Raw genomic sequence first — 15,628 nt, 5'->3', positions numbered from 1 at the left:
ATTGAGAAACCCTTTATAGTGACGTATTGGGGGAGGAACTGAAATGGAAAAGGCCCGAATAATATATAATCCAACTTCTGGGCGTGAAGCAATAAAGAAAGCACTGCCAGCTATTTTAGAGAAATTTGAAGTGGCAGGTTATGAAGCATCCGCACATGCAACCACCTGTGAGGGTGATGCAACTGAAGCCGCAAAACAGGCTGTGGAGCGCGGGCATGATCTTGTGGTAGCTGCTGGCGGCGACGGCACGATTAATGAAGTGATCAACGGTCTTGCAGGATATGAGCGACGCCCTAAGCTTGGTATAATCCCGGCAGGAACAACCAATGACTTCGCCAGAGCATTGCATATTCCAAGGGATATCCATAAAGCTGTGGATGTCATCTTATCAGGAAAATCCATGATGCTGGATATCGGTAAAGTAAATGATCATTATTTCATGAATATCTCTGGTGGCGGGAAATTGACAGAACTATCCTATGATGTACCAAGTAAGCTAAAAACGGTACTTGGGCAATTGGCTTATTATATGAAGGGGATTGAGATGCTTCCATCCTTGAAGCCATCGCGGGTCAAAATCGAATACGATGGACAAGTACTGGAAGAAGATATCATGCTTTTCCTTGTATCCAATACGAATTCAGTTGGCGGCTTTGAAAAACTTGCACCAGAAGCTAAAATGGATGATGGATTTTTTGACTTGCTTATTCTGAAGAAGACGAATCTTGCAGAATTCATTCAGATTGCAACCTTGGCAGTAAGGGGAGAACATCTGAAAAGCAAGAACATCATGTACACGCAGGCAAGGCATATAAAAGTCCATACCGACGATAAGATGCAATTGAATATTGATGGAGAATATGGTGGACTGCTTCCAGGGGAATTCACTAACCTGCAGCAGCATATCGAGTTTTGCGTACCAGAAGAATTCATCCAAAGACAGGAAGACTTGGACTAAGTCTTCCTTTTTAGGTGCCTGTCACTCCCCGAAATTTGTCGAATTGGCTAAATTACAATTCAACTGCATAAAATACTAACCACATCAAATAGGGGTATGGATATATACCATCCCATAAATATGGTAAGATAGGAACCATAATATTTGTATATAAAAGGAAGATATAAATGGCGAAACATACAGCTCCAGTGAAGAAAAACGATACGATTACGCTGACATTTGAGGATCTGACACATGAAGGAAATGGTGTCGGAAAAATCAATGGCTATCCATTGTTTGTCCCTAATGCATTACCTGGTGAGGAAGCTATAGTCAAGGTGGTGAAAGCCAACAAGAATTTTGGATTCGGTAAAATGCTCGAACTCAAGACTAAGAGCCCTGAACGAGTGGAAGCGTCCTGCCACATCCATTGCGGCGGCTGCCAGCTTCAACACATGAGCTACAAGCTTCAACTGGAAATGAAACAGAATCAAGTGAAAAATGTGATGAAAAAGATTGCGCATTTAGATCATGTTCCGGTACATCCGATTATTGGCATGGATAATCCATTTCATTATCGGAACAAAGTTCAAATCCCAGTCGGAGAAAAGAATGGTGAGCTGATTGCTGGTTTCTATCAAAAACGGAGTCATCGAATCCTTGAAAACACGGAAACTTGCAGCATCCAGGATGAAACCATAAATGAAATGGTGAAGGCAACAAGGGAAATCGCAAACCGGATTGGCATCAAGGCCTATAATGAGGAAAACCATAGCGGCGAATTACGGCATATTATGGTCCGGACCGGCTTTGCCACTAATGAGGCAATGGTTGTACTGGTAACACGCTCGAATAAGCTTCCCGGCAAGGAACTGATCATCCAGGAGTTGACCGAACGATTCCCTCAAATAAAATCGATTGTGCAAAACATCAATACGCAGCGCACGAGCGTTATCTTAGGTGAAAAGACGAAAGTACTTTGGGGCGAGGAATATATATATGACAAAATTGGTGACATCACGTTTGCTATCTCAGCAAAATCTTTCTTTCAAGTAAACCCAGTACAAACAAAAGCACTGTACGACAAGGCTTTGGAGTACGCTAAAATCGGAAAAGACGATACGGTTATCGATGCCTATTGCGGAATCGGAACCATTTCACTATTCCTGGCCCAAAAGGCCAAAAAAGTTTACGGCATAGAAGTTGTCCCAGAAGCAATTAATGATGCCAAGAACAATGCGAAGCTAAATGGCATCACGAATGCTGAATTCTCTGTGGGTGAGGCAGAGAAAGTAATGCCAGACTGGAAGGAAAAAGGAATCAATCCAGACGTTATCGTTGTAGACCCGCCTCGTAAAGGCTGCGATGTGGATTTCCTTCAAGCAATGCTTGATATGCAGCCAAAGCGCATCGTATATGTTTCCTGCAACCCATCCACACTTGCCCGCGATCTGCGTATTCTTGAAGACGGAGGATATGAGACAAAAGAAGTTCAGCCAGTCGATATGTTTCCGCAGACACCACACGTTGAAACGGTCGCACTGCTGGAGTTAAAATAATAATTGAAACCCTTGGAAATGGCTTATTTAGGGCATTTTCGATGGTTATTTTTATGTTGGGACTAGAGATGTGGGAGAAATTTTAGGTGTGTTTATAGAGATTTTTGACTTTGTGAGTAATGGAGAAGTAGATAAAGGAGGTGCAGTTTTGCGAATAGGGTTTAATCGTTTGGCAAAAGGGAGAACGATTTGACGCAAGAATACATTTTTAACTATTCTATAATATATTTTTTTACTATATATCATTGAGTTTCAATTCAAAAATTAGGATAAAAAGCACATATAGACATTTATAGACTCTCTTGATGTATAATAAATACGCAACATATGTTCTATGTTGCGTATTTGCAAAACTTAATTACGTAATTTGGAACGGTGATGAGCTAGGTATGGTTTCATTTCAGGAGTTACTGTTAATACAGGTATATCAGATAAATGAAGTTTGTTCTGCTCAGCTGCATTAAGTGTCGGAGAAACTAATAATGTTCCATCATCATCAAAGGATATTAAATATTTGTCGAATAACGCATCATGATGAGCACATAATAGTAATCCATTATTTTCATCAAGTTTTTCAGTGTCATTGCTGTCAGCCCATGTTTTGATGTGACTACCAATTAGCATACGTTTAGTATCTATATCACATAAGGCACATTTGCAGGAGTATTTCTCTATTAGTAAATCTTTAAACAATCCCTGTCCGATACGTTGCTTGCATACAACTTCCTTTTCAGTAGTAGTAAGGGAGTTTATGGAGGATTGAATTTGAGCAATTGTTCTGATTGCACGTTTCTTTCTACTTGGTCTACTAGCATTCTTAACTCTCGAAAGTAAAGTAGTAGGTGTAGCAGGCGTAGCAATACGTAGTGTGTTTGATGATTTGAGTAAAGAAACGTAATCACCTAATAATTCTTGAGTCATTGTGTATATTGGTGCATTGTTTCTGTCAGTTGTTTTGTATATGCCGTCTGTTAATGCTCTGGCTACATCTTCAATTTGGACATAACAAGACTTTTGACCGTGACCACGGTTTACGGTTGTGTCCCAAGCCACAAATAAGGGAGCACCAGTAGGAGAGTTGTACAAACCAAGGATAATGGTTTTTTCTGTATCTGAGATGGGTCTATCAATTCCAACATTATTTACTGCAGCCTGAATTTGAATCCTTTTTTCTGAAGGGTTTGTTCTATATGCAGGTGACATGTTCCAAGCATATATATATAAGTTGATATCTTTTTCACCATCATTTAGGATTCCTTGATATGGCTGCGAATGTTTTTGAATCCAAGTAAATGTGTAATCGTGTAAGTTTAGCGCTTGGTATATATATTCTCTAATTTCTTTACTACTAATATTCGGAGGGTTAGTAGCACTTATAATTGCACCAGTTGATGAAATTTGATTATATGACATATGGATAATACCTCCTTGGTTATATGTACATTATACCAATTAGGTATATTTTTATATATATTCGTTTTTTTATAGTAAAATATTAAAATACATACTAAATCATAGTTATTCATATTAAATTATGCAAAAACATAGATTTCTTGATTGTTAGCTTCGCATTATTTATACTAGAAACTATCCTACAAAAATGGAGGAGAAATAATTGGTAGATAATTCTGTAAATGAAGCGTGGTCAAGTTTGGAAGAGGTTGCGTCATATTTAGGTGTAAATAAGGATACTATTCGGAATTGGATAAAGAAGACGGATATTCCAGCACATAAAGTGGGGCGAAAATGGAAGTTTAAAATCTCAGAAGTTGACGCGTGGGTAAAGAGCGGAAAAAGTGCAATATAGAGGATTTATGGAAAAAATATACATTATACTAAAATAGAATTTTGGGTTAGGCGGTACTAATAATGAATAAAGATATTGTAGCAGTTAGTTTGTTTTCAGGAGCCGGAGGCTTAGACATAGCTAGTTTTATGGCTGATGTACCAGTTATTTCGAGTACAGATTTCGATGCCGATTGTATTAAAACACTTAAAGCAAATGAAATGTTTGGAAATACAAAGGTTTTTGAAGGTGATTTACATCAAATTAACAGTGATGTTTTTAAAGAGTGTGTGAGAGAGCACAATCCTAAAAAGTTCATAGTGATTGGTGGTGCCCCTTGCCAACCATTTTCGAAGGCAGGGTATTGGGTTGGTAACCAGACAAGAAGAGGTATCAATGATCCAAGAGCAACTTTGGTAGATGAATATCTACGAGTAGTAATAGATATTCAGCCAGATGGTTTTGTATTTGAAAACGTTGAAAGTTTGTTACACCCAACAAATAAGATAATTGTTGAGAAATTTTTAGAGATAGTAGAAGAGAGTGGATATACATGTAAGATAATCAAAGCGAATGCTCTTGATTATGGTGTCCCACAAAAGAGAAAAAGAATATTTATTATAGGAACAAAGGGTAATTTTAAGACTGAAGAGCCTCTTAAGACTCATGGTGCCCTTGATGTATGTGAGACTAAAGGCTTAAAGCCATATGTTAATGTTGGTGAGGTGATTCAGGGATTTGATACTGATGAATATTTCGAAGAGTATGAAGTTGCTAAAGGTGGGACATATTACGAGGATTTGTGTGAAGTTCCACCAGGGAAGAATTATAAGGCTTTAACTGCATGGGCTGGATATCCCAATCCTAAATTCGTTGCAGATAAAAGATTTTGGAGTTTTTTACTTAAATTATCTCCAGATTTGCCATCATGGACAATTACAGCACAACCTGGTCCTTGGGTAGGACCATTCCATTGGGATAATCGGAGACTAAGAGCACCAGAAGCCGCAGCAATTCAATCGTTTCCAAGAGGCTATAAATTCTGTGGTTCTAGAAGGTCTATCCAAAAGCAAATTGGAAATGCTGTCCCACCATTGATGGGTAAGGCAATGATAGAGTTCGTAAAGGAGAGTTTAATGTAAATGCCAAATGTATTAAGTGTTTTTTCAGGTGGTGGAGGTATAGATATTGGGTTTAAGAAGGCGGGGTATGAGATCTGTTTTTCAACAGATTTTTGGAAACCTGCCTGTGATACTCTGGAACACAACAAGGTAGGAAAGATGGTAGTATGCGATGATATAAGGAATATAAATTATGCCGTATCTTTAGAAAAGATTGGCATGAAACTGTCAGATATAGATGTGTTGGTTGGTGGGCCGCCTTGCCCAGCTTATTCAAAATCTAGATTCTATCGGACAGATAAAAAGAGAGCCTTGGAGGATGAAAACTCATTTACATTATACGAGTATTTTAGAGCCTTAGAGGAGATTAGACCTAAAGTTTTCTTTTTTGAGAATGTATTTGGATTTGTGTATAAGCCACACAAAGCTGCATTTGATTTGTTAAAAGAAAAGGCAGATGATCTGGGATATGATATTAGCTATAAGGTTATAAATACAGCAAATTATGGAGTACCACAAACCAGAGAGAGGTTTATTTGCATTGGAATTAAGAGAGGAGAAGGATTACCTTTTAAATTTCCAGAGGAAACACATTTTAATCCAGAGAAAAGTCAAGATTTGTTAAGTATTGGGAAGAAAAAGTGGGTTACTTGTGGTGACGTTTTATCAGATATTGATTTTGATTTACCTGAAGATGAACAAATGCAAGCTGGATCTAAGCACAAGGATTTATTAAAGGAAATTCCACCGGGAGATAATTATTTATATTTTACAGCAGAACGGGGATATCCAGAACCCAAATTCAAGTGGCGTTCTAGATATTGGTCTTTCTTATTAAAACTTTCACCAGAAAGGCCATCATGGACAATTCAAGCTAGTTTTTCTAATAATATGGGACCTTTCCATTGGAAAAATAGGTTTTTGAGAATTTCTGAGATAAAGAGAATTCAAACATTCGATGATGAATATGAATTATGCGGAGATTTTAAAGAGCAGTGGAGACAGGTTGGAAACGCTGTTCCTCCATTATTAGTTTCTCAACTTGCTACAAGCATAAAAGAACAATACTTTTCATAAGAGGTGACGATGAATGCCGGAATATCAATTTGCTGAGAAAAACGGAAATATCATAGTGGCAGATTATAGTAGAAGCTACACATTAAAATCTGACCAAGTAAAAATTGAACTTGAAAATGCTTTTAATGTTTTTGGAAATACTGTAAGTGTTCAGGCGGTTAGCGAAGATATGAATGAAGTGTATCAGGTATCTATTCCAAATGGTGACTCATCACATAATGTGTATGTTTGTGCTAAAGGGACAACACCAGGTGGTAGAAATAATTTGATGGACGAGCAAAGGATTCAGCAAAAGGCAAAGTATATCAATTATGTATATGACAAATTACAGAATGGTGAAAAAGCTATTTTATTAGGAATATATAAAAGAGACGGTGAGGCGATTTTTTGTGCATGGAGAGTGCAGCGGTCAAATGCTGCATCTCCAGATACACCTATTTCTAAACAAATAAAGATTCAAAGTATTTCTAAAGCGATTACTGAGGGCTTTGTACAGCAAGATAAAGGTCATGGGGAATATGCATGTGCTTTTAGGAAAGAATTTTTATATTTTTATTTAAAAAATTCTGAGTGGTTACATACAGGACACGTTTCAGAATTGGCTGATCATTCTGTACCTGAGAGCAATAGTTTTACTGAAGAACAGGCGGGTAATCTTAAATACTTGACAGAATTAGTTTCAAAATTTGAGAGAAATAGAATTTTATTTGGGGCACCAGGAACTGGAAAAAGTTATACTCTAAATCAAGATAAGGATACCTTGCTTAAAAATGGTGGCGAGTATGAGCGTGTGACTTTCCATCCCGACTATTCGTATGCTAACTTTGTAGGAACTTACAAGCCTACCATGTTGGATCCTGTAAATGATCTGATCGCAAGCGAAGATGAGAAGGCGGTTTTATCTGTTCTATTGGGTGATAAGACGGCTCAAGAAAAATATGATTTGCTATATGACAAGTTTAAAGATGGCGATTTAACACGTCTGCCACTTTTACTTGGATTATATAATGATGATAAGTTTAAAACTAAGAAAAAAGATGGATCTGATGCTAATGGTGATAATAGCGTTGAACGAAATCATGGTCGTGCGATTAGGCCATATGTAAATCTAATTTCAAATAAAAAGTCTGCTAGTGAAATTGCATATGAATATGTCCCTGGCCCATTTATGAGGACGTATGTTAAAGCGCTTAAAAATGCTCAGACAGATAATCCTAAGCCATATTTGTTAATTGTTGAAGAAATCAACAGAGCGAATGTTGCAGCCGTATTTGGTGATGTATTCCAGTTATTAGACCGTGATGATGATAATGTTAGTGAATATGCTATTCAAACATCTGAGGATATTAAAAAATATCTTGCTAAAGAATTAGGTGGTAAGCCACGAGATTATACTGAAATCAAAATACCAGATAATATGTTTATATGGGCAACTATGAATAGTGCTGACCAAGGCGTATTCCCTATGGATACTGCGTTCAAACGTAGATGGGACTTCACCTATCTGGGTATTGACGATAGCGAAGAAAAAATTGTAGGTAAAACTGTTGAACTGGGCAAAGGTGTAAATAAGAGAGTAGTTGAGTGGAATGAATTGCGTAAAACTATAAATGATGAACTTCTTTCATATAAGGTGAATGAGGATAAGTTGCTTGGTCCTTATTTTCTGTCAAAGAAAATCATTCCTGAAAATGACCCTATTGACCCAACAAAGTTTATCGCTACATTTAAGAGCAAAGTTATCATGTATCTATTTGATGACGCAGCAAAACAAAAACGCCAATCTCTTTTTGATGGTTGCAATGATAAGACGAAATACTCCTCTATTTGCAAAGAGTTTGAGGACAAGGGGGTATTTATCTTTGGTAAAAATATAAGTGATAAATTCGCTGCTGCTCCTACAACTAACCATGCAGAGGATGGTGCAGAATGATATCGAAGTTTGTCCGAGAACAGAAAAGATACACTCAAACTGAATTACAGGGCATCTTTCAATGCTCGGAAGAAAAAACGGTCGGTATTATTAAGCGTTTGAAAGAGTATGGTGTTTTAAAGGCTGTTAAGGCTACGGATTCTCAAAAAAATATGTCAGACCTTTTGGACGAAGATATCGAAGTTGCAGATGTAGAGATTGGTGAAAACGAATACCTCTATGTGTTTACTTTCGTTGGAGTAATAACTGTTTTGGGTTGTGTTTTGAAAATCTATCCCAAATATATTTTTAAGAACAATGAACCTTTGGAAGAATTAAAAACAATATTAAAAGTCCTTGAAAAGTATAATGGCAAAGAGCAAATCATTCGTATGTATAACGATAACAGTGAAAGCAGCGCTTTTAATCTGCTTGCTGTTATGATTTTCTTGTTGCATGACTACTACGAAAATGGTGCATATACGAATACACAAGAAATAATTGAAACTAATGGTTCTGGCGAAATACTGTGGGATAAGACGATTAATGAGACCTTTACCTATCTCAGTAATAATCGTCCATATTACACAGAATTGTTTACGCAAAAACGTATTAATGATGATTTTGATTACTTTAAAAGGCTCCATGAATCTATTGTAAGTATTTGCTCAAGAGAACTACAAGATGCTGATTTGTTGGATTTGTTTGATATACTGCCGGTTGAAGTGTCTGATGAAGAACTAGATGATTTTGGAGAAACAGACTATATACTTTACCGTATACAGAATGAATTGAATTTGCAGTTTAATACAAGAAAGCAGTTGTTACTGAAAACGATATATGCTTATATTTCACATAGTAGCGGTCTTGCAGATATTGATTGTTTCACTATGTTTGGTACAAATAGTTTTAATCTGGTATGGGAAAAGGTGTGTGCGGAAGTTCTGGACAATCAATTGCAGACTCCACTCGGCTCACTCCCTATTTCTTTAGCTGATGGATACAATCCTCATGACTTGCTCATTTCACTAATAGAAAAACCAAAGTGGAATGGTTATGGGCAAGACGGTTCTGTATTTCAAAAGATCGTCAAGGAAACCCTTGTTCCAGACCTTGTGTCAATCCATAAGATGAATAACTCACATCAATTCATTATTTTTGATGCCAAGTATTACAACGTTCAACTTGAGCAAGGAAAAGAACTACGAGGACAACCGGGAATTGGTGATATTACAAAGCAGTATCTCTATCAGTTAGCATATAAAAAGTTTGTTAATGACCATGGAATTCAAGATGTGAAGAATTGCTTTTTGATGCCAACCGAACAACAAAGCATTATTGTCAAAGGGTATGTCAATATGGAAATGTTAGATGTTCTCGGGTTACAGAGCATACTATTAAGACAATTGCCCGCAGACATAATGTACTCACACTATCTAGCTAGTGAAAAAATGGATATAGGGCTACTTCATTTATAAAGGAGATATGGGGGCCAATGTAACTGAGTATACCAGCAAAAATAAGCAACCAAAACCTATGTCGTTCTCTCTTGTTACTATCATTTTAAGTAAGCGTCATATCACCTCAAACCTTCTAACTTTTCCGATGTTTTGCAATAATCAGCTTAACATCAAATGTTAGGAGTTTTTCTTTTTCATAAGCCTAGAGGAATGAAAATAATTATGGCAACAACGGATTGACGCTTACTAAAGGAAAGTCTGAATTTGGAATAACAAAATGAAGTTCTGGGGTCTAAAATTTTTAAGAAAAAATAAGTGGAAGGGGGGAAATTAATAAATGAATGTCTACACCATTGATTTTAACACTAACTCCTTTAAAATTGAGGCGGATTATGTTGAGGTTCTATTTAATACATTGGATGAACAGTATGTAAAACTTTGCCAACTCGCTCGTGCAGAAGGGTTAGATGAAGTGGAATACAACGATGAAATGGTCATCCTTGTTGATGACAGAGGCTATGAGAAGCACCATAATCCTGTTTTTGAGGTTATTGCCGAAGATGGGACTGTTTTTCATCTTGCGGGGAAACTGTTGTTTGTGCGTCATGAGGACGAGGAAGAACAAAGTAATTACGGAAGCGTGACAATTGATGAAGTCTATTTTCTTAGAAATAATCTGCAAATTATTTTTAAAGGGATTTTAAAAGAAACTTTATGAAAATTTAGAAGTTCAAAAATACATATTCAAAACACTAGATGGATATTTGTTAGAGGCTTAAATAGGTTTCGTGTTTTTTACTTCATTTATATTTGAACCATCATCATACGGCTGAGAATAGAAAACCCTGCCGCATTTTTGACATTTAACATCACAAATTCGGTTATAAACTAATTTCTCTTTTTCTGACAAGTGTTCAGGTGGTTCTTCAATAGCAACTACAAGCAAAACTCCTCCACAAACGCATATAAACATACTTTTTCTCCTTTTTAAAACGTAACTTATTTTTATTCTTAGCGCAATCTTAGAAAAATTTCAATGGAATATAAAAAATGAACTAAGAAAAAGAATTGAACAAAAATATCAAATTACGGCCCTTCGCTTGACAATTTATATGTATTTTGTAAAAATGAATTACATATAATAGATTGGAGGGAATATTTTGGACAAAATCAAGATGAATAAAAGTCTTATGCGAAGAATAGTTCGGTCAGTAGAAAAAGCAATTGCTGAAGACGTACCACAGTATCTTCGAGAACATCATAAAGAAACTAATAATGCTATTATACAACTTCGTGGCGATTATATTAATGATAATCTTCGGAACATGGTAGTAGGAGAGAATATAGAGTTGGTTCCTTTTAAAAGATATTCATGGCATGGCAGAATCCTTGTTGATCGAATTGAAAAAATTTCATATACGATTACTACTCAGCAAACACTAAAAGCTGTACCAAAAAAGCATCGCAATAAACCACATTTTCTCCAATCTATTTTATATATGGAAAATGGCGGTTATGAAGCACCTGTAAAGCAGTTGACACTGATGGATATTTATCCTTTTGAAGAAGATGTTTTGCAGAACGACTTTTCTTCTATTGTTGAAGGACTTATTGATCCGAATGAAGGTTATCGTCATTATGTCATCGTATACGATGCAGTAGGTAGTGAACTCATTGATATTCAATTAGAGTTCTTAGATAAGGATTTTGATATTATCGAAGCGGCATCACTGAATGAATACATAAAGCCGGATTTTTCACGGCTTACAGATGTCGAGCCTGTTGATGAGGACCTTAATGATGAAGTTGTTGAAAATGCAAAAGGTCTGTTGAAAGTTAAATCTGGACTACGACCTAAATTAAAAGATATTTCAAAGCAGGCCTGACAAAATTAAGTCAGGAGATGAGGAATTATGGATAAACGAATATTTAACGGTAAGCGCCTAAAAAATGCAAGACTCTTTAGAGGGCTTACTCTAACTGAATTAGCTAATCGCACTGATATTAGCAAACAATCTCTTTCGCTATACGAGAATGAAAAAAATATACCAGAGCATGAACGAGTGTTTACTTTAGCGTCATCCCTAAATTTTCCTTATGAATTTTTCTTTCAGAAGGATGCTCGTGAAACTGTCACAGAGGTTACCTATTTTCGTTCGCTTGCAAGTGCGACAAAAATGGATCGTATTTCACAAAGTGTTAAATTAGAGTATGTGGCAAAAGTATACGAAGTTTTACTAGAGTTCATTGATTACCCACCCCTAAATTTACCTGAAGTATCTTTTGATTGTAGTGATGATGAATTTGATGAAAAGAGTTTAGAAGATGCTCAAGAAAAAATAGAGTCCATCGCAAAACAAGTACGAGAATATTGGGGTGTAGGTGATGCTCCAATTAATAACTTACAGTTACTACTTGAGAAAAACGGAATTATTATAACGGGTTTTAATACATTCGAAGATAAAATCGATGCATTTAGCCAACGAACTAGCATTGACAATGAGGATAGATTTTTTATAGCGGTTGCTTTAGGAAAAAGACCTGAAGGTAGAATTCGGTTTGACATGGCACATGAACTGGGTCATATTCTGCTCCACCCTTGGAGTGAAAGCTTGGATCTTATTACTAAAGAAGAATTTAAGGCTCGTGAAAAACAGGCAAATATGTTTGCGAGTGCGTTGCTATTACCTAAAGAAAGCTTCAGTAATGATGTACAGGCCTATCCAACTGATTTGAATTATTACCAATACTTGAAGAAAAAATGGCACGTCTCAATTCAAGCAATGATTTACCGCAGTAATCAGCTTGGAATTATAACCGATAATCAATTCCAGTACTTGATGCGTCAGGTATCGAAAAAAGGATGGCGAAAAAAAGAACCTGGTGATACCCCATATAGTTTGAATGAAAACATTTTCCAAGGTGCAATCGACCTTTTAGTAGAAGAAAATATACTTTCTCCAACGAAAATATTACAAGTTTTTAAAAAGAATGGCATTACCTTGCATTACAAGGATATTGAAGAACTGCTCCATCTTCGTGAAGGGACACTATTTGTTGAAGAAAGAAGACCACAGATTTTACAACTTAGACATTCAACTGATTTGGATAGCGGAAGTAATTAATGCAATTTAACCGTCTCCTAGGGATAAATCTCAAGAAATTTTGTACATGGGAGGGAGGCAGTCCTCTTTAATTGATTTATTCACAGGAGGCTGTTTACGTTGAAACTAAATTCTTTCAGAGACGTGATTGAAGATAGGTTTTATAATGAAATCTTCAATGAATTATCAATATTTGTTCAAAGTAATCCTGATAAGTTAGAAAGTAAATCTAACTATGTAGAAAGTCCTGATGAAGCAGAACTGTCCGATTTTGAAATCAAATGGGTAAGTATTACAAGTTCTGGAGGAAATGAAATTCAATTTGATGTAATTTTATCTGCAGAAATTGAAATTGCTGAAACGATAAAAAGAAATCGTGAAACAGATGGATTACAACAGTGGTTTAGGATTTCTTGTGGGGCAATTTTGGAAGATGGACTTCAAGATTTTGGTGTTATAGATGTGTCCGTCTATATGAAACAAAAAGAAAAAAAGGAAAATCGTCTTTCAGAATACCTCGTTCCTGTCATTAGTAAAGAAGGATTGGACAAAGTTGCAGAAACTTTTCTTAAAAAGTATTATCCGGTGGCTCTTGAAAAACCAATGAAAGTTCCAGCTCGTAAAATAGCAAAAAGGATGGGGTTAAAAGTTCACAAAGTTCATATAACCCAACTAGGAACTATTTTTGGCCAAATATATTTTTCTGACTCACGCATAAAATACTATGATATTACTACCGGAACTTACAAGAAGGCAAGGGTAAAAAGGGGAACCATTCTAATTGATCCAGATGTATTCTTTATGCGTAACATAGGATCTATGAATAATACCATTATTCACGAATGTGTTCATTGGGATTTACATAAAAATTTTTTTGAACTTGAAAAGCTCTATAACCCAGAGGCTCGTGCAATAAGTTGTCAAGTACGTGAAGGTGCCGAAGATGAAAGAAACAGAACGCCTTTGGATTGGATGGAATGGCAAGCAAATGCCCTAGCACCTAGAATACTGATGCCAGAAAAACAAACAAGAGTGAAAATTGAAGAGTTGATTGCTAAATACCAAAAGTGTAATGAGAAAGGCTATACATACACCATTTTTGAGGCAGTCGTCGATGAATTATCTAATTTTTTCGAGGTTTCTAAGGTGGCTGCAAAAATTCGAATGATTGATCTTGGATATAAACAGGCAATTGGTGTTTATAACTATATTGATGAACAATATGTGCCGAGTCATTCATTCGATGAAATCGCTCTTACAAACAATCAAACATTTTCGATAAGTGCTCAAGATATTCTTTATGAATATGCTACGAAACCAGCATTAAAGCAGTTATTAGATTCCGGTGAATTCCTTTATGTTAATGCACATGTTTGCATTAATGATCCGAAGTATATACAGAAAAATGATGCTGGTTATGCAACCCTTACGGATTATGCGAGAAATCATATTGATGAATGTTGTTTAATTTTTGACGTGAAAGCTAAAGCAAACTCTCGGTATGGGATTGAGTACTATAAGGAAGCTGTACTTTTTCGAAGTGTTGCAACTGATAGATTCATAGAGGTTTCATTTTCAGAGTCCCAACACAACCTCTCCGCTGAAGAGGTAGCTAAAAAGCGCTTAGCATTAAGTAGTAAAGCTAGTGAAATTGCGGCAATCCAACGACAATTACCGCAGACATTTGGAGATAGTGTTGTAGTCCACATGGATAGAATCGGGGTTAGCGTAGAAGAATTAGCCGAAAGAGCGGACATAAGTTCAAAAACTATCCAGCGCATAAGAAATGATTTAGATTATAAACCAAAATTCGGTACAGTTGTTTCTATATGTGTTGGATTGCAATTGCCGCTACCTTTAAGCTTAGATTTAGTGCAAAAATCAGGAAATGTTTTTATGCCAGGTAGTCAAAAGCATATTCTTTATCAAATGATATTGACGGGAATGTATTTGAATCCAATTGAGGAATGTAATGAACTTATGAAAGCAAGCAAGTTTAAAGTGTTATCAAAAGAAAATTAATTTTTATATAATTCTACCGGACTCTCAATGTCCGGTTATTTTTTTGTTGAAAATCAAGAGCACCTTCCAATGTGGTCATCAAATATCACATTGGGGGTGCTCTTTTTGCGTTAAAAACGGACGTTCCATGTCCGAGGCAAACACCTTTAAACCCCTTAGTATTAAGGCATGAGTTAGATAACTTATGAGATTTCCTATTTTCAAGTTTTGCGAAAAAGTTTTTCTTAATAGGAAATAAACCTGCCTATTTAACTTTTATTCTATAACCACAGAGCAAGGGAAGGAGGTGAAGAAAGCGATGGGGCCAAATGAAAGACGAATGGAAATCATGGAAACTCTTTGTCATAGAAGACATGAAACAATGGAAAATCTAGCATTTGAATTTGGCGTCAGTGTCAGAACGATAAGAAATGACATTGATCACCTATCGCTTTCTTACCCTCTTGAAACAGTGCGTGGTCGATATGGCGGTGGAGTTAGGGTCATGGATGGATTCTACATGAACCGCAAGTATCTAAACCCTGAACAGAAAGATTTACTGGAACGACTTAGGACAAGCCTTTCTGGAAGTGACCGTGCCATAATGAACAGCATTTTTAAGGACTTTGCTCTGCATCAAAACACGGGGTAACCCGAATGGAGAAAGGATG

14 protein-coding genes are annotated in these 15,628 nt (G+C 36.3%); 12 read left to right on the top strand and 2 right to left on the bottom strand.

Annotated features, from left to right (window positions below; genetic code table 11):
- Positions 1–43 precede the first annotated feature (43 nt).
- Complete coding sequence (locus OMHG_RS14570; RefSeq protein WP_010651630.1) at positions 44–958, top strand: diacylglycerol kinase; 915 nt, start codon at positions 44–46, stop codon at positions 956–958.
- Between the two features lie 167 nt (positions 959–1,125).
- Entirely contained in the window at positions 1,126–2,496 is a 1,371-nt protein-coding gene (rlmD, locus tag OMHG_RS14565; RefSeq protein ID WP_010651629.1) for a 23S rRNA (uracil(1939)-C(5))-methyltransferase RlmD, read from the top strand.
- Positions 2,497–2,850: 354 nt separating this feature from the next.
- Here rlmD and OMHG_RS17570 read toward each other — a convergent pair whose 3' ends face one another.
- Entirely contained in the window at positions 2,851–3,909 is a 1,059-nt protein-coding gene (locus OMHG_RS17570; protein ID WP_010651628.1) for an HNH endonuclease signature motif containing protein, read from the bottom strand.
- A gap of 202 nt (positions 3,910–4,111) precedes the next feature.
- On the opposite strand from OMHG_RS17570, the gene OMHG_RS14555 reads away from it, so the two are divergent.
- From OMHG_RS14555 to OMHG_RS14530, 6 genes are all read left to right on the top strand, one after another.
- Positions 4,112–4,303 carry a helix-turn-helix domain-containing protein gene (locus OMHG_RS14555; RefSeq protein WP_010651627.1) on the top strand — a complete coding sequence of 64 codons (192 nt, stop codon included), beginning with the start codon at positions 4,112–4,114 and terminating at the stop codon, positions 4,301–4,303.
- Between the two features lie 62 nt (positions 4,304–4,365).
- Positions 4,366–5,424 carry a DNA cytosine methyltransferase gene (locus OMHG_RS14550; protein WP_010651626.1) on the top strand — a complete coding sequence of 353 codons (1,059 nt, stop codon included), beginning with the start codon at positions 4,366–4,368 and terminating at the stop codon, positions 5,422–5,424.
- Positions 5,425–6,480 carry a DNA cytosine methyltransferase gene (locus OMHG_RS14545; RefSeq protein WP_010651625.1) on the top strand — a complete coding sequence of 352 codons (1,056 nt, stop codon included), beginning with the start codon at positions 5,425–5,427 and terminating at the stop codon, positions 6,478–6,480. It abuts the gene before it with no gap.
- 13 nt (positions 6,481–6,493) lie between these two features.
- Entirely contained in the window at positions 6,494–8,413 is a 1,920-nt protein-coding gene (locus OMHG_RS17565; RefSeq protein ID WP_010651624.1) for a 5-methylcytosine-specific restriction endonuclease subunit McrB, read from the top strand.
- Positions 8,410–9,870, top strand: a complete 1,461-nt coding sequence (locus OMHG_RS14535; RefSeq protein WP_010651623.1) for an LlaJI family restriction endonuclease — start codon at positions 8,410–8,412, stop codon at positions 9,868–9,870. The genes OMHG_RS17565 and OMHG_RS14535 overlap by 4 nt, the downstream gene beginning before the upstream one ends.
- Before the next feature lie 319 nt (positions 9,871–10,189).
- Entirely contained in the window at positions 10,190–10,570 is a 381-nt protein-coding gene (locus OMHG_RS14530; RefSeq protein ID WP_010651622.1) for a hypothetical protein, read from the top strand.
- A 57-nt stretch (positions 10,571–10,627) separates the two neighbouring features.
- Here OMHG_RS14530 and OMHG_RS14525 read toward each other — a convergent pair whose 3' ends face one another.
- Positions 10,628–10,825: a hypothetical protein gene (locus tag OMHG_RS14525; protein WP_010651621.1), complete on the bottom strand. Its 198-nt coding sequence runs from the start codon at positions 10,823–10,825 to the stop codon at positions 10,628–10,630.
- 187 nt (positions 10,826–11,012) lie between these two features.
- Between OMHG_RS14525 and OMHG_RS14520 the strand changes: the two genes are divergently transcribed.
- The 4 genes from OMHG_RS14520 to OMHG_RS14505 all read left to right on the top strand — a co-directional run bounded on the left by OMHG_RS14520 (position 11,013) and on the right by OMHG_RS14505 (position 15,609).
- Positions 11,013–11,738, top strand: coding sequence for a DUF5986 family protein (locus OMHG_RS14520; RefSeq protein WP_010651620.1), 726 nt, complete (start codon positions 11,013–11,015; stop codon positions 11,736–11,738).
- Positions 11,739–11,765: 27 nt separating this feature from the next.
- Positions 11,766–12,977: a helix-turn-helix domain-containing protein gene (locus OMHG_RS14515; RefSeq protein ID WP_010651619.1), complete on the top strand. Its 1,212-nt coding sequence runs from the start codon at positions 11,766–11,768 to the stop codon at positions 12,975–12,977.
- A gap of 99 nt (positions 12,978–13,076) precedes the next feature.
- Positions 13,077–14,978 carry a helix-turn-helix domain-containing protein gene (locus OMHG_RS14510; protein ID WP_010651618.1) on the top strand — a complete coding sequence of 634 codons (1,902 nt, stop codon included), beginning with the start codon at positions 13,077–13,079 and terminating at the stop codon, positions 14,976–14,978.
- Between the two features lie 298 nt (positions 14,979–15,276).
- Positions 15,277–15,609, top strand: a complete 333-nt coding sequence (locus OMHG_RS14505) for an HTH domain-containing protein (RefSeq protein WP_010651617.1) — start codon at positions 15,277–15,279, stop codon at positions 15,607–15,609.
- Positions 15,610–15,628 lie beyond the last annotated feature (19 nt).

The sequence above is a fragment of the Oceanobacillus massiliensis str. N'diop genome (assembly GCF_000285495.1).
Taxonomy (GTDB): domain Bacteria; phylum Bacillota; class Bacilli; order Bacillales; family Amphibacillaceae; genus Oceanobacillus; species Oceanobacillus massiliensis.
Note: the sequence above shows the minus strand (reverse complement) of the source record. Positions and strands in the feature narration are given on the sequence as shown.

Coding starts and splice junctions, on each gene's coding strand:
- OMHG_RS17565 (WP_010651624.1), top strand. CDS start 6,494: ATGCCGGAATATCAATTTGCTGAGAAAAACGGAAATATCATAGTGGCA.
- OMHG_RS14515 (WP_010651619.1), top strand. CDS start 11,766: ATGGATAAACGAATATTTAACGGTAAGCGCCTAAAAAATGCAAGACTC.
- OMHG_RS17570 (WP_010651628.1), bottom strand. CDS start 3,909: ATGTCATATAATCAAATTTCATCAACTGGTGCAATTATAAGTGCTACT.
- OMHG_RS14535 (WP_010651623.1), top strand. CDS start 8,410: ATGATATCGAAGTTTGTCCGAGAACAGAAAAGATACACTCAAACTGAA.
- OMHG_RS14545 (WP_010651625.1), top strand. CDS start 5,425: ATGCCAAATGTATTAAGTGTTTTTTCAGGTGGTGGAGGTATAGATATT.
- OMHG_RS14550 (WP_010651626.1), top strand. CDS start 4,366: ATGAATAAAGATATTGTAGCAGTTAGTTTGTTTTCAGGAGCCGGAGGC.
- OMHG_RS14505 (WP_010651617.1), top strand. CDS start 15,277: ATGGGGCCAAATGAAAGACGAATGGAAATCATGGAAACTCTTTGTCAT.
- OMHG_RS14570 (WP_010651630.1), top strand. CDS start 44: ATGGAAAAGGCCCGAATAATATATAATCCAACTTCTGGGCGTGAAGCA.
- OMHG_RS14530 (WP_010651622.1), top strand. CDS start 10,190: ATGAATGTCTACACCATTGATTTTAACACTAACTCCTTTAAAATTGAG.
- OMHG_RS14525 (WP_010651621.1), bottom strand. CDS start 10,825: ATGTTTATATGCGTTTGTGGAGGAGTTTTGCTTGTAGTTGCTATTGAA.
- rlmD (WP_010651629.1), top strand. CDS start 1,126: ATGGCGAAACATACAGCTCCAGTGAAGAAAAACGATACGATTACGCTG.